Origin of the sequence: Tepidimonas sp. HKU77 (genome assembly GCF_049728535.1) — a bacterium.
Taxonomy (GTDB): Bacteria; Pseudomonadota; Gammaproteobacteria; order Burkholderiales; family Burkholderiaceae_C; genus Tepidimonas.
Genome location: NZ_CP187300.1, coordinates 2,364,599 through 2,385,373 on the forward strand (window position 1 = coordinate 2,364,599; position 20,775 = coordinate 2,385,373).

General features: G+C 65.4%; 21 protein-coding genes. 11 read left to right on the forward strand and 10 right to left on the reverse strand.

The window, feature by feature from the left end; translation table 11 throughout:
• Positions 1-66: 66 nt before the first annotated feature.
• Entirely contained in the window at positions 67-603 is a 537-nt protein-coding gene (ppa, locus tag ACPP3B_RS11425) for an inorganic diphosphatase (protein ID WP_299018998.1), read from the forward strand.
• On the opposite strand, the gene ACPP3B_RS11430 is transcribed toward ppa, so the two are convergent.
• On the reverse strand, positions 582-1,808 hold the full coding sequence (locus ACPP3B_RS11430) for a GNAT family N-acetyltransferase (RefSeq protein WP_299018996.1): 1,227 nt from the start codon (positions 1,806-1,808) through the stop codon (positions 582-584). The genes ppa and ACPP3B_RS11430 overlap by 22 nt on opposite strands.
• On the opposite strand from ACPP3B_RS11430, the gene ACPP3B_RS11435 reads away from it, so the two are divergent.
• Entirely contained in the window at positions 1,807-3,498 is a 1,692-nt protein-coding gene (locus ACPP3B_RS11435) for an NAD+ synthase (protein ID WP_424859057.1), read from the forward strand. The genes ACPP3B_RS11430 and ACPP3B_RS11435 overlap by 2 nt on opposite strands.
• Before the next feature lie 295 nt (positions 3,499-3,793).
• Positions 3,794-4,132, forward strand: coding sequence for a P-II family nitrogen regulator (locus ACPP3B_RS11440; RefSeq protein WP_299018433.1), 339 nt, complete (start codon positions 3,794-3,796; stop codon positions 4,130-4,132).
• Between the two features lie 23 nt (positions 4,133-4,155).
• Here the strand turns inward: ACPP3B_RS11440 and ACPP3B_RS11445 are convergent, their stop codons facing one another.
• Complete coding sequence (locus ACPP3B_RS11445) at positions 4,156-4,764, reverse strand: TIGR00730 family Rossman fold protein (protein WP_299018431.1); 609 nt, start codon at positions 4,762-4,764, stop codon at positions 4,156-4,158.
• Positions 4,761-5,228, reverse strand: coding sequence for an RDD family protein (locus ACPP3B_RS11450; RefSeq protein ID WP_366139699.1), 468 nt, complete (start codon positions 5,226-5,228; stop codon positions 4,761-4,763). The genes ACPP3B_RS11445 and ACPP3B_RS11450 overlap by 4 nt, the downstream gene beginning before the upstream one ends.
• Positions 5,229-5,615: 387 nt before the next feature.
• Between ACPP3B_RS11450 and ACPP3B_RS11455 the strand changes: the two genes are divergently transcribed.
• From ACPP3B_RS11455 to ACPP3B_RS11480, 6 genes are all read left to right on the forward strand, one after another.
• Positions 5,616-7,394 (forward strand): acetolactate synthase 3 catalytic subunit, encoded by a 1,779-nt coding sequence (locus ACPP3B_RS11455; protein WP_424859058.1) that lies wholly within the window; start codon positions 5,616-5,618, stop codon positions 7,392-7,394.
• Between the two features lie 128 nt (positions 7,395-7,522).
• Positions 7,523-8,014 carry an acetolactate synthase small subunit gene (gene ilvN, locus ACPP3B_RS11460; protein WP_068609423.1) on the forward strand — a complete coding sequence of 164 codons (492 nt, stop codon included), beginning with the start codon at positions 7,523-7,525 and terminating at the stop codon, positions 8,012-8,014.
• 36 nt (positions 8,015-8,050) lie between these two features.
• Positions 8,051-9,067: a ketol-acid reductoisomerase gene (ilvC, locus tag ACPP3B_RS11465; RefSeq protein WP_299018422.1), complete on the forward strand. Its 1,017-nt coding sequence runs from the start codon at positions 8,051-8,053 to the stop codon at positions 9,065-9,067.
• 85 nt (positions 9,068-9,152) lie between these two features.
• A complete protein-coding gene (gene pssA, locus ACPP3B_RS11470) occupies positions 9,153-9,956 on the forward strand; it encodes a CDP-diacylglycerol--serine O-phosphatidyltransferase (RefSeq protein WP_424859059.1) in 804 nt (267 codons plus the stop codon).
• A gap of 243 nt (positions 9,957-10,199) precedes the next feature.
• Entirely contained in the window at positions 10,200-11,741 is a 1,542-nt protein-coding gene (locus tag ACPP3B_RS11475) for a 2-isopropylmalate synthase (RefSeq protein ID WP_299018418.1), read from the forward strand.
• A gap of 152 nt (positions 11,742-11,893) precedes the next feature.
• Complete coding sequence (locus ACPP3B_RS11480) at positions 11,894-13,042, forward strand: D-alanyl-D-alanine carboxypeptidase family protein (protein ID WP_424859060.1); 1,149 nt, start codon at positions 11,894-11,896, stop codon at positions 13,040-13,042.
• Here the strand turns inward: ACPP3B_RS11480 and ACPP3B_RS11485 are convergent.
• The 4 genes from ACPP3B_RS11485 to nth are packed head-to-tail and all read right to left on the reverse strand — an operon-like array spanning position 13,021 to position 16,041.
• The gene (locus tag ACPP3B_RS11485) at positions 13,021-13,806 is read right to left on the reverse strand and encodes an IclR family transcriptional regulator (RefSeq protein WP_424859061.1); all 786 of its coding nucleotides are present in this window, start codon (positions 13,804-13,806) and stop codon (positions 13,021-13,023) included. The genes ACPP3B_RS11480 and ACPP3B_RS11485 overlap by 22 nt on opposite strands.
• A gap of 52 nt (positions 13,807-13,858) precedes the next feature.
• Entirely contained in the window at positions 13,859-14,596 is a 738-nt protein-coding gene (locus tag ACPP3B_RS11490) for an arginyltransferase (protein WP_424859062.1), read from the reverse strand.
• A gap of 18 nt (positions 14,597-14,614) precedes the next feature.
• Positions 14,615-15,388: a leucyl/phenylalanyl-tRNA--protein transferase gene (gene aat / locus ACPP3B_RS11495; protein WP_299018410.1), complete on the reverse strand. Its 774-nt coding sequence runs from the start codon at positions 15,386-15,388 to the stop codon at positions 14,615-14,617.
• On the reverse strand, positions 15,388-16,041 hold the full coding sequence (gene nth / locus ACPP3B_RS11500; protein WP_424859063.1) for an endonuclease III: 654 nt from the start codon (positions 16,039-16,041) through the stop codon (positions 15,388-15,390). Before nth ends, aat begins: the two co-directional genes overlap by 1 nt.
• Before the next feature lie 93 nt (positions 16,042-16,134).
• On the opposite strand from nth, the gene ACPP3B_RS11505 reads away from it, so the two are divergent.
• A complete protein-coding gene (locus ACPP3B_RS11505) occupies positions 16,135-17,340 on the forward strand; it encodes a PLP-dependent aminotransferase family protein (RefSeq protein ID WP_424860186.1) in 1,206 nt (401 codons plus the stop codon).
• Here the strand turns inward: ACPP3B_RS11505 and ACPP3B_RS11510 are convergent.
• Positions 17,322-17,789, reverse strand: coding sequence for a hemerythrin domain-containing protein (locus tag ACPP3B_RS11510; RefSeq protein WP_424859064.1), 468 nt, complete (start codon positions 17,787-17,789; stop codon positions 17,322-17,324). The two genes, ACPP3B_RS11505 and ACPP3B_RS11510, sit on opposite strands and share 19 nt — an antisense overlap.
• Positions 17,790-17,888: 99 nt before the next feature.
• Positions 17,889-18,350 (reverse strand): Cd(II)/Pb(II)-responsive transcriptional regulator, encoded by a 462-nt coding sequence (gene cadR / locus ACPP3B_RS11515; RefSeq protein WP_424860187.1) that lies wholly within the window; start codon positions 18,348-18,350, stop codon positions 17,889-17,891.
• A gap of 72 nt (positions 18,351-18,422) precedes the next feature.
• Here cadR and ACPP3B_RS11520 point away from each other — a divergent pair, with 72 nt between their 5' ends.
• Positions 18,423-19,055: a cation transporter gene (locus ACPP3B_RS11520; RefSeq protein WP_299018404.1), complete on the forward strand. Its 633-nt coding sequence runs from the start codon at positions 18,423-18,425 to the stop codon at positions 19,053-19,055.
• 159 nt (positions 19,056-19,214) lie between these two features.
• Here ACPP3B_RS11520 and ACPP3B_RS11525 read toward each other — a convergent pair whose 3' ends face one another.
• Positions 19,215-20,762 carry an AAA family ATPase gene (locus ACPP3B_RS11525; RefSeq protein ID WP_424859065.1) on the reverse strand — a complete coding sequence of 516 codons (1,548 nt, stop codon included), beginning with the start codon at positions 20,760-20,762 and terminating at the stop codon, positions 19,215-19,217.
• Between the last annotated feature and the right edge of the window lie 13 nt (positions 20,763-20,775).

The window sequence follows — 20,775 nt, forward strand, 5'->3', positions numbered from 1 at the left end:
TCAGTTTGGTGCCAGTAAAATAAACCACAATCGCCAGTCGTTCTGCTATCTACCCCTTCGCTTGTCATGGCTTTCAATCAAGTTACCCCAGGCAACAAAGTCCCCGACGCCTTCAACGTCATCATCGAAATCTCGATGCATGGCGAGCCGATCAAGTACGAAGTCGATAAGGCCTCGGGCGCGATCTTCGTCGATCGCTTCATGAACACCGCGATGCACTACCCGGCCAATTATGGGTACGTGCCCCAAACCATCGCCGGCGATGGCGACCCGGTGGACGTGCTCGTGTTGACGCCTGTGCCGCTGCCGCCGGGCGTGGTGGTGCCGTGTCGGGCGCTGGGCATCCTGAAGATGGAGGACGAGGGTGGCGTGGACGGCAAGGTATTGGCCGTGCCGACAGACAAAATCTTGCCCCTGTACTCGAACCTGCAATCGGTCGAGGATCTCCACCCCTTGCAGCGCAAGACCATCGAGCACTTCTTTGAGCACTACAAAGATCTCGACCCTGGCAAATGGGTCAAAGTGCTGGGTTGGGGTACGGTCGAAGAAGCCCGGCAGGAGATTTTGGCGGGCGTCGAGGCCTACCGCGCGCAGTCTGCCTGACGGTAGGGTGCGTGCGCTTGCAAGGCCGCCTGATAGGCGGCCGTTGCCGAGCGCTCCCGGGCCAAGTAGTTATCTACGGCGTGCGCAAACGCCGGATGAGCCAGCCAGTGGCGGCTGTGCACCGTCGTGGGCAGCAGGCCTCGGGCCATTTTGTGCTCGCCTTGCGCGCCACCTTCGAAGCGCGCCACCCCGTGGTGGATGCACCACTGCAGCGGCTGGTAGTAGCACAGCTCGAAGTGCAGACAGTCCACGCGCGCCAACGCGCCCCAGTAGCGCCCAAAGGCCGCCCGTGGTTGCGGAGTGGCGTCACCAAGCGCGACCAGGCTGGCGGCCATGGGCTGGTCAGCCCCATCACGCGCGATGAACATCAGCCAGTGATCCGGCAGCGCCCTGGCGACCGATTGGAAGAAGGCGGCGTTCAGGTAGGGCGGGTTGCCATGCTCCCAATAGGTCTGCGCATAGCAGCGAAAGAAAAAGTCCCAGTCGGCGGGTGAAATGGCGTCGCCTCGCCGCGCCTCGATCGTCACCCCGGCGTCGGCGACCTTGCGGCGCTCCTGACGGATTTTTTTACGCTTGTCGTGGCTCAAGCTGGCCAGAAAGTCGTCCCAATCCGTAAACGGTCCGCCACGCTCGGGATGCTGGTTGTGCCAGTGGAATTGCACCGTCTCGCGCGCCATCAGGCCGTGGGCATCGGCGGCGTGACTGTCGTCGGGTGTGCCCAGCAGCACGTGCAGGGAAGACCAGCCGCTGGCGTGCGCGTGCGCCAACAGCGCTTGCACGAGGGCCGCACGCGCCGCCGCATCGCGCGCCAGCAGGCGCGGCCCCGCCACGGGGGTGAATGGGACGGCGACCACGCCCTTGGGGTAGTAGGCGATCCCGTGCCGGTGGTGCGCGTCGGCCCAAGCCCAGTCGAACACGTACTCGCCGTAGGAGTGGGCCTTGGCATACGCGGGTGCGGCGGCCACCAAGCGGCCATCGTCGCGCGACCACAACGTGACCCAGTGCGGTGCCCAGCCGGTGGCGGCCGTGGCGCAGCCCGTCTCGTGCAGCGCGCACAGGTATTCGTGACGCATGAACGGGCCGCAAGCCTTGCCACCGGGCTGCGCCCATAGCAGCGCGTTCCAAGTGGGCGCGTCGATCTCGCGCGGGTCGCGCACGATGCGGGTGAGATAATCGAACCCCTTGTCGCAGGTTGAGGCATCCATGGCAATCCGGATCGCAGTCGCGCAGTGCAATTTCATGGTGGGTGACTTGGCCGGCAACGCGCGTCGCATCATCGAGGCCGCGCACACCGCGCACGCGCAGGGTGCCCAGGTGCTGCTGACGCCTGAACTCGCGATTTGCGGCTATGCGGCCGAAGACCTGTATTTGCGGCCTGCATTCGTCGATGCCTGCGATGATGCCGTGCAAACCGTCGCGGCGCAGACGGCGCACCTTTTGGGCCTGCACATTGTGGTGGGACAGCCGCTGCCCGCCCCGGGGGCGACGGCCCGCGCGGGGCGCAGTGTGGGGTGCGCGCCGTGCCTCAACGCCGCCAGCGTCGTGGTCGAGGGGCGCATCGTGCACCGCTATGCCAAGCGCGAACTGCCCAACTACCAGGTCTTCGACGAGCGGCGCTATTTCGTGCCGGGCGACACCCCCGGCGTGTTCGATGTGACGGTCGATGGCCGTCGCCACCGCATCGGACTGCTGATCTGCGAGGATGCGTGGTACGAGCAGCCGGCGACAGAGACGAAGGCGGCTGGCGCCGAGGTGCTGTGCGTCATCAATGCGTCGCCGTTTCACATCGGCAAAGGCGACGAGCGCGAGCGTGCCATGCGCGAGCGCGTGCGGCAGACGGGGCTGCCGCTCGTGTATGCGCACCTGGTGGGTGGGCAGGACGAAATCGTGTTCGAAGGGCGCAGCTTCGCCCTCGACACGCAGGGTGACGTGGCCGCGCGTGCCCCTAGTTTTGCCGAGGATGTGCTGCGGGTCGATCTGCACCCGTGTGCCGATGGTGGCTGGACGGTGCAGGGCCCGGTGGCGCCACAGCCCACCACCGAGGAAGACTTGTGGCACGCGCTGGTGCTGGGCACGCGCGACTACGTCGAGAAGAACGGCTTTCCCGGCGCGATCATCGGTTTGTCGGGCGGCATCGACTCGGCGCTGGTGCTGGCGATCGCGGTGGATGCGCTGGGGCCCCAGCGCGTGCGCGCGGTCATGATGCCGTCGCCCTACACCGCCGACATCTCTTGGCTGGACGCGCGCGACATGGCAGCACGGCTCGGGGTGCGCTACGACGAAATCGCGATCGGCCCGATCTTCGATGGGTTTCGAGCGGCGCTGCAGCCGCTGTTCGAGGGGGGGCCCGCCGACACCACCGAAGAAAACCTCCAGGCGCGCATTCGCGGCACGCTGCTGATGGCGCTGTCCAACAAGTTCGGCGACATCGTGCTGACCACTGGCAACAAAAGCGAGATGGCCACCGGCTACTGCACCCTCTACGGGGACATGGCCGGCGGCTTTGCCGTCATCAAGGACGTGACCAAGACCTGGGTGTGGCGGCTGGCACGCTGGCGCAACGCGCACGACCCCTACGGCCGCGGCCCCGATCCGATTCCGCAGCGCATCATCACCCGGGCGCCCAGCGCCGAGTTGCGCCCCGATCAAACCGACCAGGACACGTTGCCGCCCTACGACGTGCTCGATGCGATCATCGAGCGCTACATGGAAAACGATCGCAGCCCCGCCGAGATCGTGGCCGAGGGTTATCCCGCGCAGGCGGTCGAGCAAGTGGTGCGGCTGATTCGGATCAACGAGTACAAACGCCGCCAGGCCCCCGTGGGGATTCGCGTGACGCACCGCAGCTTTGGCAAGGACTGGCGCTACCCCAACACCAACCGCTGGCGCGGCTGACGCGCGGCCTGCGCGCGAGTACTGGCTCGTGCATCCGGTGGACCCATCGTCACCATCTATTTGTTGGTGAAGGGGGCCTACGGCAAGCCCGAGGTGCAAGCGCTGCACGGCACGACTGCGGCGCACAGTGTACCCGGTGTCGTCATCGACTGGGCGCGGGTCATGCGCGAAGATTGACACCCCGCGCCGTCATTCCGTTGGGGGGTGTGGTAGATTTCGCGCTGCGGGCGCTCGGGGCCGCACCGAGACGCTCGCGTCACCCCTTTCCCCACCAACCGATCCGGAGTCGCCGCGCATGAAGCAGATCACCGCCGTCATCAAACCGTTCAAGCTCGAAGAGGTCCGCGAGGCCCTGGCCGAGCAGGGCGTGACGGGGCTGACGGTGACCGAGGTCAAGGGTTTCGGGCGCCAAAAAGGGCACACCGAGCTTTACCGCGGCGCTGAATACGTGGTCGATTTTCTGCCCAAGGTGCGCATCGACGTCGTGGTGCGTGACGGCGACGTGGAGCGCTGCATCGAGGCCATCGTGCGCGCGGCGCGCACCGGCAAGATCGGCGACGGCAAGATTTTCGTGACGCCGGTGGAAAAGGTCATCCGCATCCGCACCGGCGAAGAAGACGACGAAGCGGTCTGATCCGGCGTCGCTGGCCAGCGCCGTCAGATGCGCCGCAGGTCGGCCGTGGGTGCCCAGCCCGCCGCCTCGACCAGACGTGGCAGCAGCGCTTCGGGTGTGCGCTCGACGGTGACCAGGTCGAGTTGCCAGTCACCCACGAAGCCCGCGCGCACGGTCTGGGTCAAAAACGCCAGCAGGCCATCGTAGTAGCCGTCGGCGTTCAACAGGCCGATGGGTTTGTCGTGGTAGCCCAGCTGGCGCCACGTCCACACTTCGAACAGCTCTTCGAACGTGCCCAGCCCCCCGGGCAGCGCGAGGAACGCGTCGGCCCGCTCGGCCATCATGTGTTTGCGCTGGTGCATCGTTTGCACGATGTGCAGCTCGGTGCAGTCGCGCTTGGCAAACTCGCGCTCCACCAGGCTTTCCGGCATCACTCCGATGACGATGCCGCCTGCGGCCAACGTCGCGTCGGCCAGCCGGCCCATCAATCCGCCGTTGCCTCCACCGTAGACCAGTCGCCCGCCGTGGCGGCCGATCCAGGTGCCGACTTGCTCGGCCAATGCCAGAAAGCGCCCGTCCACACCTGGGCGCGAGCCACAATAGACGCACAGCGAAAAGGCCGCCGAGGGAGACGAGGGCAGGTCCGGGGTCATGACGCGACGTTCGTGGGATGGGTGCGGCTGTCCACCAGCCGGGTGCCGGCCCAGGCGTCGTGCCAGAACTGGCGTTCGGGGTGAAAGCGCGCGAGCAGCGCCCAGACCGCGATCCAGCCGCCCAGCAACACCAGCACCTCCAGCGCGGGCAGTTGCAGCCATTCACGCAGCACCAGCGGTGGCAGGAACCAGGACCACGACAGCACGTAGCGCCACAGTGCGCGTGTCTGCGTCAGCGGCCGTCCCCAGCGGTCGACGACACGGATGTGCCAGGTCTTCATGGCCAGCGTCTGGCCTTTGTGCCAGAACCAAGTGAAATAAATGCCCAGCACCACGAACAAAAATGCCTGTTGCGCGTGTCGGTTGTCCAGCGCATGGCGCGTCTGCGTCAGCGCCGAAAACAAATAACCAGCGATGAACACCACACCGAACAGCAGCATGCCCTCGTACAGCCAGCACGCCATGCGCCGGGGCAGCGACGGGGCGATCAGGCGGAGGGGCGGGGGGGTGGCGTCGACGGGCAGGGGCTGCATGCGCAACGGTCAGCGGGAAACGGGGGGCGATGGGCGGTCAGGAACCGTTATCGACCGCATTGTCTCATGGGTGAGTCGGTGCCCTGCTGGTCAGGGCGGTGGGGCCGCGCAAAACAAAAAAGCGGTGTCCCGCAGTGCCAAAAGCGCGCTGCAGTGCCATAATGCGAGCTGGTATCAACCCATTGCCACACCGAAACGGGTCAAGGTAGCGGATCGACCGCCATGGCCTTGGCCTCAAGTCCCAAAGCCGCCTCACAAGGGCGTGACCCAGGGGCACCGGAGGTTTTTCGTCAGAGAAATACTGAAAGGTTGTCAGTCATGGAAATCAACAAGGCCGAAGTCGCGTCTGCCGCCGCCGCAGCGGGTCAGGCGTGCGCTGAGGAGCTGATGGGCGCCGAGATTCTCGTGCGCTGCCTGCAGGCAGAAGGCGTTCAATACATCTGGGGCTACCCCGGTGGCGCCGTCCTCTACATCTACGACGCGCTGTACAAGCAAGATACCATCCAGCACGTGCTGGTGCGGCACGAGCAAGCCGCTGTGCATGCCGCCGACGGCTACGCCCGCGCGACGGGCGAAGTGGGTGTGGCGCTGGTGACCAGCGGGCCGGGGGTGACCAACGCCATCACGGGCATCGCCACCGCCTACATGGACTCCATCCCGATGGTGATCATCACCGGGCAGGTGCCCACGGCCGCCATCGGTCTGGACGCGTTCCAGGAATGCGACACCGTCGGCATCACGCGCCCGATCGTCAAGCACAACTTCCTGGTCAAGGACGTGCGCGATCTCGCCGTCACCATCAAAAAGGCGTTTCACATCGCGCGCACCGGCCGCCCCGGACCGGTCGTGATCGACATCCCCAAGGACGTTTCGTTCAAAAAGACCACGTTTACCGGGTACCCAGAGAGCATCGCCCTGCGCTCGTACAACCCGGTGCGCAAGGGGCACGGCGGGCAAATCCGCAAGGCGCTGCAACTGCTGCTGACGGCGAAGCGGCCCTACATTTATACGGGTGGTGGCGTCATTTTGGGCAATGCGGTGGCGGAGCTGCGTCAGCTCGTGGACCTGCTGAACTACCCGGTCACCAACACACTGATGGGGCTGGGGGCGTTTCCGGCCACCGATCGGCGCTTCCTGGGCATGCTGGGCATGCACGGTACGTTCGAAGCCAACAACGCCATGCAAAACTGCGACGTGCTGTTGGCGGTGGGGGCGCGCTTCGACGACCGCGTCATTGGCAACCCCAAGCACTTCGCGCAAAACGAGCGCAAGATCATCCACATCGACATCGACCCGTCGAGCATCTCCAAGCGCGTCAAGGTGGACGTGCCGATCGTGGGCGACGTCAAGGACGTGCTCACCGAGCTGATCGCCATGATCCGCGAAAGCCCCCTGCGCCCGGACGAGCAGGCACTCGCGGATTGGTGGAAGACGATCGAAGGCTGGCGTGCGCGCGACTGCCTGAAGTACGACCGCCACAACACCGAGGTCATCAAGCCGCAGATGGTCATCGAAACCCTGTGGAACATGACCAAAGACGTCGAGGCCTACATCACCTCCGACGTTGGCCAGCACCAGATGTGGGCGGCACAGTTCTACAAGTTCGACCAGCCGCGGCGCTGGATCAACTCGGGTGGCCTGGGTACCATGGGCGTGGGCATCCCTTATGCCATGGGCATCAAGCTGGCCAAGCCCGAGGCCGAGGTGTTCTGCGTGACGGGGGAAGGCTCGGTGCAGATGTGCATCCAGGAGCTGTCCACCTGCCTGCAGTACAACACGCCGATCAAGATCCTGTCGCTGAACAACCGCTACCTGGGCATGGTGCGCCAGTGGCAGGAGATCGAGTACTCCGGCCGCTACAGCCACTCCTACATGGACGCGCTGCCCAACTTCGTCAAGCTGGCCGAGGCCTACGGGCATGTCGGCCTGCTGGTGGAGCGGCCGCAGGACGTCGAGCCCGCGCTGCGCGAGGCGCGCAAGCTCAAGGATCGCACGGTGTTCATCGACTTCCGCACCGACCCGACCGAAAACGTCTGGCCCATGGTGCAGGCGGGCAAGGGCATCACCGAGATGCTGCTCGGCAGCGAGGACCTGTGACGCCATCGCGGCGGGCGGCCCCCGGTGTGGGGATGGCCCGCTGGCGACGAATCCGAGGAATCTATTGACCGCCAAGCCCGCCCCTTACCGGGGGCGGGGGAGGGCGGCCGAAAAGAGGAATCTCACCCATGAAACACATCATCGCCGTTTTGCTGGAAAACGAGGCCGGGGCCCTGTCGCGCGTCGTCGGGCTGTTCTCGGCGCGGGGCTACAACATCGAGTCGCTCACCGTCGCCCCGACCGAGGACCCGTCGCTGTCGCGCATGACGATCCAGACGACGGGCTCGGACGACGTCATCGAGCAGATCACCAAGCACCTCAACCGCCTGATCGAGGTCGTCAAGGTCGTCGACCTGACCGAGGGCGCCTACACCGAGCGCGAGCTGATGCTGGTCAAGGTGCGCGCGGTCGGCAAGGAGCGCGAGGAGATGAAGCGCATGGCCGACATTTTCCGCGGCCGCATCATCGACGTCACCGAAAAAAGCTACACCATCGAGCTCACCGGTGACCAGGCAAAGAACGACGCCTTCCTACAGGCGATCGACCGCAGCGCGATTCTGGAGACGGTGCGCACCGGCGCCTGTGGCATTGGCCGCGGCGAGCGCATCCTCCGGGTCTGACCCCACCCTGCCCCGTATCTCACTGGAGCCCAAGCAATGAAAGTTTTTTACGACAAGGATTGTGACCTCAGCCTCATCAAGGGCAAGACCGTGGCCATCATCGGTTACGGCAGCCAGGGCCATGCGCACGCGCAAAACCTCAACGACAGCGGTGTGCGTGTCGTCGTCGGCCTGCGCAAAGGGGGCGCCTCGTGGGCCAAAGCCGAAAAAGCCGGCCTGACCGTCATGGAGGTCGACGATGCGGTCAAGGCCGCCGACGTGGTCATGATGCTGCTGCCGGACGAGCAAATCGCCGATGTGTACAAGGCCAACGTCGAGCCCCACATCCGCCAGGGGGCGTCGCTGGCGTTCGCGCACGGCTTCAACGTGCACTACAACCAAGTGGTGCCGCGCGCCGACTTGGACGTGTGGATGGTGGCGCCCAAGGCGCCCGGTCACACCGTGCGCTCCACTTACCTGCAAGGCGGCGGTGTGCCACACCTGGTGGCCGTGCACCAGGACAAGAGCGGCAAGGCGCGTGACCTGGCGCTGAGCTACGCCATGGCCAACGGCGGTGGTAAGGCGGGCATCATCGAGACCACGTTCAAGGAAGAAACCGAGACCGACCTGTTTGGCGAGCAGGCGGTGCTGTGTGGCGGCGCGGTGGAGCTGGTCAAGATGGGCTTCGAGACGCTGGTCGAGGCTGGCTACGCGCCCGAGATGGCCTATTTCGAGTGCCTGCACGAGCTCAAGCTGATCGTCGACCTGATGTACGAGGGCGGCATCGCCAACATGAACTACTCGATCTCCAACAACGCGGAGTTCGGTGAGTATGTGACCGGCCCCGAGGTGATCAACGAGGAATCGCGCAAAGCCATGCGCCGCGCGCTGGAGCGCATCCAAAACGGCGACTACGCCAAAATGTTTATCCAGGAAGGGCGGCTGAACTACCCCAGCATGACGGCGCGTCGCCGCAACCTGGCCGCGCACCCGATCGAGGTCGTCGGCGCTCAGTTGCGCGCCATGATGCCCTGGATCGCCAAGAACAAGCTGGTCGACCAGAGCCGCAACTGAGCCCGCGCGGGCGTACACTTGCGCACCCGGCAGAGTCTGCCATCAGAGTCTCGGCCGGGGTGCATGTTTGGCCTGCTGCTTGCTCATGATCGAAGAATCCGAACATTCCCTCGAGGCGCCCACGCCTCGCCGCTCCAAGGGCATCTACCTGTTGCCCAACCTGGTCACGCTGGCTGCGCTGTTTGGCGGGTTCTACGCCATCGTCATGGCCATGAACGGCCGCTACGACTTGGCCACGACTGCGATCTTCGTGGCCATGGTGCTCGATAGCCTGGACGGGCGCATCGCGCGCCTGACGCACACCCAGAGTGCCTTTGGCGAGCAGATGGACTCGCTGTCGGACATGGTGTCGTTCGGCGCCGCCCCCGCCCTGGTGGCGTACGAGTGGGCGTTGCGCGATCTGGGGCGCTGGGGCTGGATCGCGGCCTTCGTGTACTGCGCCTGCGCAGCGCTGCGGCTGGCGCGGTTCAACGTCAACACCCACGTGGTGGACAAGCGCTATTTCCAAGGGCTGCCATCGCCCGCCGCCGCGGCGCTGGTGGCCGGCTTCATCTGGTTGGCCACCGATGCGGGGCACACGGGCGATGGGCTGCAGTGGGGGCTGTTCGCCCTGACGCTGTACGCGGGGCTGACCATGGTCACCAACGTGCCCTTCTACAGCTTCAAGGACCTGAGCCTGAAAAAGAGCGTGCCATTTGCGACGTTGGTCCTCATCGCCCTGGGCATCGCCATCATCAACATCCACCCGCCAGTGGTCCTGTTCGTGCTGTTCGTGCTCTATGGACTGTCGGGCTATGTCGTCTATGCGGTGCGCAAGGCCAAGGGGCGTCCGGTGAGCGTGGTCAGCACGTCCACCGATGAGCCTGACGAGCGCGGCCTGCACGAGTAACCCATGGGTTTGACCTATCGCGGCGATGGAAGGTGTTCATGGGCTGGGAGTCCCGGCTTGTGATACATTGCGCCCATGGACCGTTTGCTGAATCGCCTACTGCGCCTACCCCATGGCGGGCAGGCGGTTTAGCGCGCGCAACCTAACCCCCACGGCCCGCATGCCATCCCGCTGCGGGCCGTTTGTTTTGCCGACCGCGCAGCCGGGATGGGGGCCGCAGCCATCCCTGTAGGAGTTTCCGCCATGACCGACAAGCTCATCATTTTCGACACCACGTTGCGCGACGGCGAGCAATCGCCCGGCGCCTCCATGACCAAAGAGGAAAAGCTGCGCATCGCGCGCCAGCTCGAGCGGCTGCGCGTCGACGTGATCGAAGCCGGGTTTGCCGCCAGCTCCAATGGCGATTTCGAGGCGGTCAAGGCGATCGCCGACACCATCAAGGACTCCACGGTCTGTTCGCTGGCGCGCGCCAACGACCGTGACATCTCGCGTGCAGCCGAGGCGTTGCGCGGTGCGAATCGGGCGCGCATCCACACCTTCATCGCCACCAGTCCGCTGCACATGGAAAAAAAGCTGCGCATGACGCCCGATCAGGTGTACGAGCAGGCGCGGCTGGCGGTGCGGTTTGCGCGCAACCTGTGTCCGGACGTGGAGTTTTCTCCCGAGGACGGCTACCGCTCCGAGCTTGACTTCCTCTGCCGTGTGCTGGAAGCGGTGATCGACGAGGGCGCCACCACCATCAACATCCCCGACACGGTCGGCTACGCGGTGCCGGAGCTGTACGGCCAGTTCATCAAGACGCTGCGCGAGCGCATCCCCAATTCGGACAAGGCGATTTGGAGTGTGCATTGCCACAACGACTTAGGGATGGCGGTGGCCAACTCGCTGGCCGGGGTCAAGATCGGCGGCGCGCGCCAGGTGGAGTGCACCATCAACGGCTTGGGCGAGCGTGCCGGCAACTGCGCGCTGGAAGAAGTGGTCATGGCAGTCAAGACGCGGCGCGACTACTTCGGGCTCGAGGTGGGCATCGACACCACGCAAATCGTTCCCGCCAGCCGACTGGTGAGCCAAACCACCGGCTTCGTGGTGCAACCCAACAAGGCCGTGGTCGGTGCCAACGCATTCGCGCACGCCAGCGGCATTCACCAAGACGGGGTGCTCAAGGCGCGCGACACCTACGAGATCATGCGTGCCGAGGACGTGGGCTGGTCAACCAACAAGATCGTGCTCGGCAAGCTCTCGGGCCGCAACGCGTTCAAACAACGTCTGCAAGAGCTCGGCATCGAGATGGAGTCCGAGACCGAGCTCAACGCGGCGTTTGCCAAATTCAAGGAGCTCGCGGATCGCAAGGCGGAGATTTTCGATGAGGACATCATCGCCTTGGTCAGCGATGAGAGCGTGACGCCCGAAAAAGAGCAATACGGCCTGGTGTCGCTGTCGCAGCACTCCGAGACGGGAGAGCGACCGCACGCGCGCGTGGTCTTCACCATCGACGGCAAGGAATACGTGGGTGAAGCGGACGGCAACGGCCCGGTGGATGCCAGCATCAAGGCGATCGAATCGCACGTCAAGAGCGGGGCGGAGCTGCTGCTGTACTCGGTCAACGCCATCACCAGCGGCTCCACCGAGTCGCAGGGCGAGGTCACCATTCGCTTGCAGCATGGCGGGCGCGTCGTCAATGGCGTAGGGGCCGATCCGGATATCGTCGTGGCCTCGGCCAAGGCCTACCTCTCGGCCCTGACCAAGTTGCACAGCAAGGTCGATCGGGTGGCGGCGCAGGGCTGAGTAGGCGAGTTGCGCGCCGGGCCGATGGGGCGGTCGGCCCGGTGTTGCATCGAACCCTCAAAAAATTTGTCTAACGCGCTGTCGAGAAGCACGTTTTCGCCGGGGCGTGGCCTATACTGATGCCATTGTCGTCAACCAATGGGGCCGACACCATGAGCATCATCCCGACCGCGGGGTTGCGTACGCTGGCCACCGTGCTGGTGGCGTTGGGGTTGACACTACCCCCAGCCATGTGCGAGGCGGCGCCGCGCAAGCCCGCGAAGGTAGCCAAGGCGGATCGCGCCGAGGCGCCGGCCAAACCGCGTGCCAAGGCAACCGCCCGCGCCAAGGCCAAGAAAACAAACCAGCAGAAGCTCCAAGCCCGCAAGGCGGACGTGCCCAGGCGCGCCCCGGCCGTGACCGACCGTGTCGCGCGCGACTCGAATGCATTGGCATCCCGTCCATCTGCGCTGGTGCCTGCGGCGGCAGTCGCGGGACTCGCGACGGCATCTTTCGACGCCGCTTCGACCCCAGCGCCCGCGGCGCAGGCGCTCGATCCCGCCTATCTGCATTCTCAAGCCGTCTTGGTGATCGACCGTGACACCAATGCCGTGCTGGTCGGCAAGAACGATGCCGCTGTGCTGCCGATTGCCTCGCTGACCAAGCTGATGACGGGCTTGGTCATCGCCGATGCTAACCTGCCGATGGATGAGGTACTCACTATTACAGAGGATGATGTCGACCGCATCAAGGGCAGCGGCTCGCGGCTGGCGGTCGGCACCCGGCTGACCCGGGGTGAGGCCCTGCATTTGGCGCTGATGTCCAGCGAGAACCGCGCCGCCCATGCGTTGGGGCGGACTTATCCGGGCGGTGTCGGGGCGTTCGTCGCGGCAATGAACCGCAAGGCAGCCGAGATCGGCATGACCCAGACGCGTTTCGTCGAGCCCACAGGGCTGTCGCCTGACAACCGCTCCAGCCCGCGCGACTTGGCGCGGCTGGTGGCAGCGGCGGCAGAGCGGCCCATGTTGCGCGAGCTCAGCACCGCGCCGTCCTACGAGCTGGCCAGCGGCCGGCGCGTCGTTCAGTACCGCAACAGCAACAAGCTGGTGCGTGAGAGTAGCTGGGATATTCTGCTGCAAAAGACTGGCTACATTCGCGAAGCGGGGCGCTGTGTCGCGATGCAGGTGCGGCTGGCGGGGCGAAACTTGATCATGGTGTTGATGGATGCGGCGGATTCGTCGGCCCGCTGGACCGACGCCGAGCGGCTGCTGCACTGGCTCGAACAGTCGCTGCCTCAGGGTCAAGGGCGCGTCGGCGTATAACCCAATGCGGCGCTGATGCGCGCCGCGGTGGCTTGCAATTTGGGCAGCCAGCTCTCATCGATGCGATTGGCGGGGGCTGAAATCGACAGTCCCGCGACCAGCCTGCCTTGGTCGTCGTAGATGCCAGCGGCCATGCAGCGCACGCCGGGTTCGAGTTCTTCATTGTCGCGTGCCACGCCCAGTCGGCGGCACAGCGCCAGCTCTTTTTCCAGCGCGGGCAATTGGGTGATGCTGTTCGGGGTGTTGCCAGCCAGGCCCGTGCGCGTCGCATAGGCGCGCAGCCGCTGCGGGTCTTCCTGCGCCAAAAACAGCTTGCCCACCGACGTCAGGTGCAGCGGGGCGCGCCCGCCGATCGCGCGCACCACCTGCATTCCGGAACGCTCGCTGTAGGCGCGCTCGATGTAGACGATCTCGTCACCCTGGCGCACGCTCAGATTGACGGGTTGCTGGATCTGGCGGTGCAGCTCGCGCATGGGGCCCAGCGCCACCTCGCGCACGTCGAGTCGGGCCTTGACCAGGTTGCCCAATTCCAGCAGTCGCAGGCCAAGCCGGTACATGCCCGGTTGGGGGCGGTCCACGAATCGCCCTATGGCCAGGTCATTCAGGATGCGATGGGCGGTGGATGGGTGCAGCCCAGTCTCTTCGCCCAATGTCTTGAGCGAGACGGGGTCCTCGTGGCGGGCCAGCACATCGAGCAGCGCAAACATACGCTCGAGTACCTGCACGCTGGGTTGAGGGTAGGACGTATCGGTCGAAGGGCGCATGGTCGCTCGGATGATGTGCATCCATTTTACGAGATGAAATCCCGGCGCGACCTCAAAGACTCAAACGCCAGCGCCCCTCCTGGTACAGCTCATGCGGCCGAAAGCGCGCCTTGTAGGTCATCTTCGGGCTTTCGGCGATCCAATAGCCCAGATAGACGTAGGGCAGATTCAGCCGGCGTGCTTGCTCGATCTGCCACAGCACGCCGTAGGTGCCCAGTGACCCCGGCCAGTCTGGATCGTAGAACGTGTACACCGCCGACAGGCCATCGTCGATCAGGTCGATGAGTGCCACCATCAGCAGCCGTTCGGGGTGATCGCTCGCTGCGGGCAGCACGAACTCGACCAGGCGCGAGTTGACGTGGCTTTGCAGCAAAAACTGGGTGTACTGCTCGACGTCATCCTGGTCCATGCCGCCGCCGGGGTGGCGGCTGCGTTGGTAGCGCAGGTACAGCTCGTAGTGCTGCGGCGAGTAGCCCAGCCGGATGACGCGCGCCTGCAGGTGCGCGTGCTGGCGCCAGGTACGGCGCTGGGCTCGGTTGGGCGTAAATTCGGCCGCGCGCACCCGTAGGGGCACGCAGGCTTGGCAGCCATCACAGCGCGGGCGGTAGGTAAACAGGCCGCTGCGGCGAAAGCCGCTGGCCACCAGTTGGGAGTACGTTTCGCCAACGATCAGATGGCTGGGGGTGGCGACCTGCGAGCGCGCCAGGCGATCCGGCAGGTAACTGCAGGGATAAGGTGCCGTGGCGTAGAACTGCACGGCGGTCAGGGGCAGCTCTTGCAGTCGGGTCACGGCAGGGGCGTCCGTCGGTCAGGGGGTAGAGCAGGGTGGCAGCGGTGCATCGGGCCACAATGCGTCCCAGTATAGGCAATCCCAACGCCACTCGGGCGCGGGTGCGTCGATGGCCCGAGCGACCGCACGGACGAAGGCGTCGCGTGCTTCGGGCGCAGCCCCCAACGAGGCGAGGTGGCGCGTGGCCTGCTGGCAGTCGATGAGGGGAACCCCCCACGTGCGACAAGCCGCCACCAACGCCGCCAGCGCCATCTTCGAGGCATCCGTGCGCAGGCTGAACATGGACTCACCAAACACCGCGCGGCCGATGTTGACCAGGTACAGGCCGCCCACCAAGCGCCCGTCCCACCAAGTCTCGACGCTGTGCGCATGGCCCGCGCGATGTAGGGCGCTGTAGGCATCGATCATCGCTGGCACGATCCACGTGCCGTCTTGCCCCGGGCGTGGGGTGTGGGCGCAGGCTTGGATCACGGCATCGAACGCGCTGTCGAACCGGATCTGCAACCGGCCCTGGCGTAGCCCGCTGCGCAGCGACTTGCGCAGTGAATGGCTCAAGTGAAAACGCTCGGGACGCAGCACCATGCGCGGGTCGGGGCTCCACCACAAAATGGGCTGATCCGCGCTGAACCACGGGAATATCCCCTGCCGGTACGCCGCCAGCAGGGTGGGCGTATCCAGCGCTCCTCCAGCGGCCAGCAGCCCCGGTATGGGGTCGCGCGGCCCCCATGCCTGCTCCACGGGCGGGAAGGGATCGCCCGGATCCAGCCAGGGCAGGGTCGGCGTGTGCGCCATCACCCCCCCTTGCGCGGGCGACGGCTGGCCGCCTTGGCGTGGTCGCACCACGCCGCCACCGAACATTGGGCGCAGCGGGGGGTACGCGCTTGGCACACGTAGCGGCCGTGCAAGATGAGCCAATGATGCGCGTCTTCTCGGTAGCGCGGCGGCACCCGTCGCAGCAGGGCCTGCTCTACCTGCAGTGGGGTCTTGCCCGGCGCCAGCCCAGTGCGGTTGGCCACACGAAAAATATGGGTGTCGACCGCGATCGTCGGTTCGCCAAAAGCAACGTTGAGCACCACGTTGGCCGTTTTGCGCCCAACGCCGGGTAATGCCTCTAGTGCGGCGCGATCACGGGGCACCTCGCCGCCGTGGCGCTCCAGCAGCAGCTGGCAGGTGGCCAGCAGGTGGCGGGCTTTGCTGCGGTACAGGCCAATGGTGCGGATGTACGATTCCAGCCCCTCCTGCCCCAAGGCCAGGATGGCCCGTGGCGTGTTGGCCACGGGAAACAGCCGTCGCGTGGCCGCATTGACACTGCGGTCGGTGGCCTGGGCGCTGAGCATCACCGCCACGAGCAGCTCGAACACACTCGTATACTCCAGCTCGGTCTGCGGATAGGGGCGCTCGGCCTGCAGGGTCGCAAAAAAAGCCTCGATGTCGCGGGGTTTCATGTCAAAAAAGGGGCGGCATCAGCGCCGCTGCCCCTCGATGGAGAGTCAATGATGTCGAATTGTGCCGCGAGCGAGTCCGCGCCGACCAATCCCATTCGCTTGGCCACACGCCTTGACCATGTCGAGACTTCGGCCATCCGTGAGTTGTTCAAGCTGCTGGGCAAGCCCGGCATCATCAGCTTTGCGGGTGGATTTCCGGATTCGGCGCTGTTCGATGTGGACGGCATCCGCGAGGCGGCGCTGGCCGCGCTCTCGGCCCACCCCGGTGCCGCGCTGCAGTATGGGGCGACCGAGGGGTTTGACCCGCTGCGCGAGCAACTGGCCGCCTACATGGCCGCCAAAGGGGCGACCGGCGTTGCGCCCGCGGATTTGATCGTCACCACCGGCAGCCAGCAGGCGCTCGACCTGATCGGTAAAACGCTGATCTCGCCCGGTGACAAGGTGATTGTGGAGGCGCCCACGTTTTTGGCCAGCATCCAGTGCTTCAAACTCTACGGGGCCGAACTGATCACCGTGCCGGTGGACGGGCAGGGGGCCGATGTCGATCTCCTCGAGCGACTGATCGAGGAGCACCGGCCGAAGTTCGTCTACCTGATCCCGACCTTTGGCAACCCGAGCGGTGCCACGATGACGCTGGAGCGCCGCCGACGCGTGCTGGAGCTGGCGGTGCGCACGCGCACCCTGGTCGTGGAGGACGATCCCTATGGCGACCTGTACTTCGACGCGCCGCCGCCGCCCAGCCTGTTGGCGCTGAGCAACGAAGTGCCCGGTGCCCGCGATTGTCTGGCCCACTGTGGCAGCCTGAGCAAGGTACTGGCGCCTGGCTTGCGCGTGGGCTGGTTGATTGCCCCGCCGCTGCTGCTGGCCAAGGCGACGATGTGCAAACAGTTCAGCGATGCGCACACCAGTACCTTTGCCCAGGCCACCGCGGCGCAGTATTTGGCTGCGGGCCGCATGCCTGCGACCCTGGCGCGGGTGCGCGCCATCTACGCCCAGCGCGCGGCGGCCATGGTGCAAGCCCTGCGGCAGGAGCTGGGGGATGCCATCACTTTCGTGGCACCCAGCGGTGGCCTGTTCGTCTGGGCGCGGCTGACGGGGGCGAATGGGGGCTGTGCCGATGGTGCGCTGCTGGCCCAGCGCGCCATCGAGCAAGGGGTGGCGTTCGTGCCCGGGGCGCCGTTCTATGCGGCCAACCCCGACCGCGCGACGCTGCGCCTGAGTTTTGCGACGGTGGACGAGGAACGCATTCGCGAAGGGGTGCGCCGGCTGGCGGTGGCGACTCAGATGCGCGCCAATTGAACCTTGGCGGGGGCCGCGCTGGCGGCGTCCAGCCGGTCCAGCAAGGGCAGCAACCCGCTGCTCTCGGCCGCGAAGCGGCGCTCCAGCCACGTCAAAAACTCGTTGGCCTCCTTGAGGAACAACGATGCCTGGGCACGGATCGCCTCTGCCGATGACCAGCGCCGATTGAACTCGGCCAGCCTTGGCAGCACCTGTTTGAACTCGGCTGAAAAGCGTGCCGCCTCGGCCCGCGCTGCAGGGTCTGGCGCTTCGGCCAACGCGGGGTAGAGGTCCTTCCCCGTGGCCTGCAGATACTGCGCCAGTTCGCCAAACAACTGCGTCAACTGCAGCCTCACTTCCTTGGCGTTGGCGGGCAGCAGCAAGGGGTTGAAATGCTTGCGCATCGCTTCGATGCACTTGCGCATGGACTGGTGCTGTTGGCGAAAGGGGGCGGATCTGAGCGTTGACATGTCGAGAAAAAAACTCACCAGCAGCACGCCGGTGCTGCATCGCCCAGCGGAAAGCAAGCTGCTATTGTGGGGGGGATGCCCGGTAGGCGTCAACCCCGGCTAGGCGTGCTGTCTGGTCGCGCCTCGCCCCAACCCGGCGCATGCGACCTCACTGGCACCGGGCACGGCGGGTGCCCGTGCCAGTTCGTGCAAGATACCGCAGGACGACGCGGGACCGCCGCCGCTGCACTGCTCCCGCAGCGCTTCCAGCTGCTTTTTCAGGGCGCGCCACTCGCGAATACGCGTGGCGATGTGCTCGATGTGCTCGTCGAGCAGGGCGTTGACGGCATCGCAATCCATCTGGGGATCGTCTTGTACTCGCAACAGGGCGCGAATCTCGTCGAGCGACATGCCCAACGTGCGGCAGTGTCGAATGAGGGTCAGCCGTTGCTGATGCACTGGCCCATAAGAGCGGTAGTTGTTGGCGCTGCGCGCGACGCGGGGCAGCAGGCCTTCTCGCTCGTAGAAGCGGATCGTCTCGACCGGGGTTTGGGTGGCGGCTGCCAGTTCACCGATTTTCATCATGATGACTTGACCCTGAAGTGGCTACAAGGTTTCCAATCGGATCGTCCAAACTTTTGGGGGGCTATCGAAATGAGTCATTCGTGCTGTGAAACCGGATGCGCCGCGCCAGCGGCGACGGCCAATCCTCGCTATCGCCGTATCCTCTGGGCGGCATTGTGGATCAACGCGGCGATGTTCGTCGTCGAGTTGGTCAGTGGCTGGCGCGCGGGGTCGGTGTCGCTGCTGGCGGACGCGATCGACTTCTTTGGCGATGCGGCCAACTACGGCGTGTCACTGGCGGTGCTGGGCCTGTCGCTGGCGTGGCGGGCGCGGGCGGCGGCGCTCAAGGGCCTGACCATGGGCGCATTTGGGGTGTTCGTCCTGGCCCGGGCGGCGTGGACGATCGCCACCGGCGGGGTGCCCGAGCCGTTGACGATGGGCGTCGTGGGCGCCTTGGCGCTGCTGGCCAACGTGTCGGTGGCGGTGATGCTCTATGCTTGGCGCGAGGGCGACGCCAATATGCGCTCGGTGTGGCTGTGTAGCCGCAACGATGCCATCGGCAACGTGGCCGTGATGGCGGCGGCGCTGGGTGTCTTTGGCACCGGCCAGGGCTGGCCCGACGTGGCGGTGGCCTCGATCATGGGCGCTTTGGCGCTCAGCGCCGCTTGGAGCGTTCTGCGGCAAGCGCGTGTCGAGTTGCAAGCCGTTGCCGCATCTCGATGAGCGGCGCGGTGTGCCCCTGCCGATGACACCGATCGACGATAGCTGTCCCGTCCCGGATGATGATTGACCGTCAGCGGTGGCCTTTGAAATCTTCATTCGAGCAACCGCTGTGGCCATATCCATTCATGGGTGACCGCCGATCCCGCGCCCCTTCGTGCGTCATGCCAGCGTTTCCACCTCCAACCCCACCACGCGGCGGCTGTCCCGGCTGAACTCGATGCCCACCAAGTGGATGGGCACGCCCGCGGCGCGGTATTTGGCGGCGTAGTCTTTGGTTTTCAGTTGCGCGAGGGCCTTGCCTTCCGGTTCGAGCTCGACCACTTTGAACTCGAACAGGTAGATGCGCTCCGGGAGCTTCACCGTCAGATCGATGCGGCCCTGGCTCGTCACGTCTTCGGCGATCAAATCCAGCCCGAGTGCTGCGATGTGGCTGTAGAAGACGCTGGCCCAGTAGCCCTCGTACTGCGCGATGGGGTTGTTGCGGTACCAGTCGTGCGGGATGGCGGCGTAGAGGCTGTCGATGTGCCGGTGCAGCTCATCGAGCGCCCCCTCTTGCAACACCGCATAGAGACGGCTCGTCACCGCTTCGGCCTGCGATTCATCGCCCATCAGCCCCTTGAGCAGCGCATCGTTGAGACTGGCTTCCACCTCCAGGTTCGGGTAGCTCAGTTGGTATTCGATCCGCGCCCCGACCTGCCGCTGCCCATGAAAGGTGAGATAACCCGTCTGCCACAGCAGCGCCTCCGGCGCCAGGCGCTCCACGTCGAAGGCCGACAGCAGCGCTTCGGAGGCGAAGACCTTTTCCAGGCGTGGGGTGAAGAAGCGCCGCTGCGTCAACACGTCAATGAGAAACGTGGGCGTGCCCGTCTCGAACCAGTAGGGGCGAAAGACGCGTTCCTGGAAGAACAGCAATAGATCGAAGGGGTTGTAGACCGAATCCCCCAACCAGTTGTAGCCGTTGTACCAGTCGCGGATGGCCTGGCGGTCGAGTCCTTCCAGTTCCGGCGAGAAGACGGTATCGACGTCTGCTTCCGTATAGCCACAGATGGCCGAGTATTCCGCCGAGACGGTGATGTCGCGCAGGTTGTTCAGCCCCGAGAAGATCGAGACCTTGCTGAACTTGGACACACCGGTCAGGAAGGCGAACTGGATGTGCGCGTCTTGCCCCTTGATGACCGAGTAGAGGTTGCGCAAGCCCTCGCGCATGGCGCGGGCCACTTCCGGGTCGGTGAGGTTGTCGAGGATGGGCTTGTCGTATTCATCGACCAGGACGACGGCGCGTTGGCCGTATTTTTGCGTGGCCCGCTCGATGAGCTCGCCGAAGCAGCCCGGGATGGAGCGGTGCTCGCAGTGGATTCCAAGGGAGCGCTGGTGGTTGTCGAGCAGTTCGCGGATGCGCTCATCCAGTTGCTCTCGGCTCTCCAGCCGCCCTTCGGCGAAGCTGATGCGAATGACCGGGTGTTTCTTCGCCCAATCCCACTTGTCGTGGCAGTACAGCCCGCGAAAGAGGGGTTCGTTGCCCGCGAAGAGTTCAGCGAGCGTATCCAGAAAGAGCGACTTGCCGAAGCGCCGCGGGCGCGAGAGGAAGTAGTACTTGCCTGTGGTGGCCAGCCGGTGCGCAAACGCGGTCTTGTCGACGTAGTAGTAGCCCCCTTCGCGGATGTCGCGGAAGGTCTGGATGCCGATGGGCAGCTTCTTGCGCTTCATGGCGTGGATTATC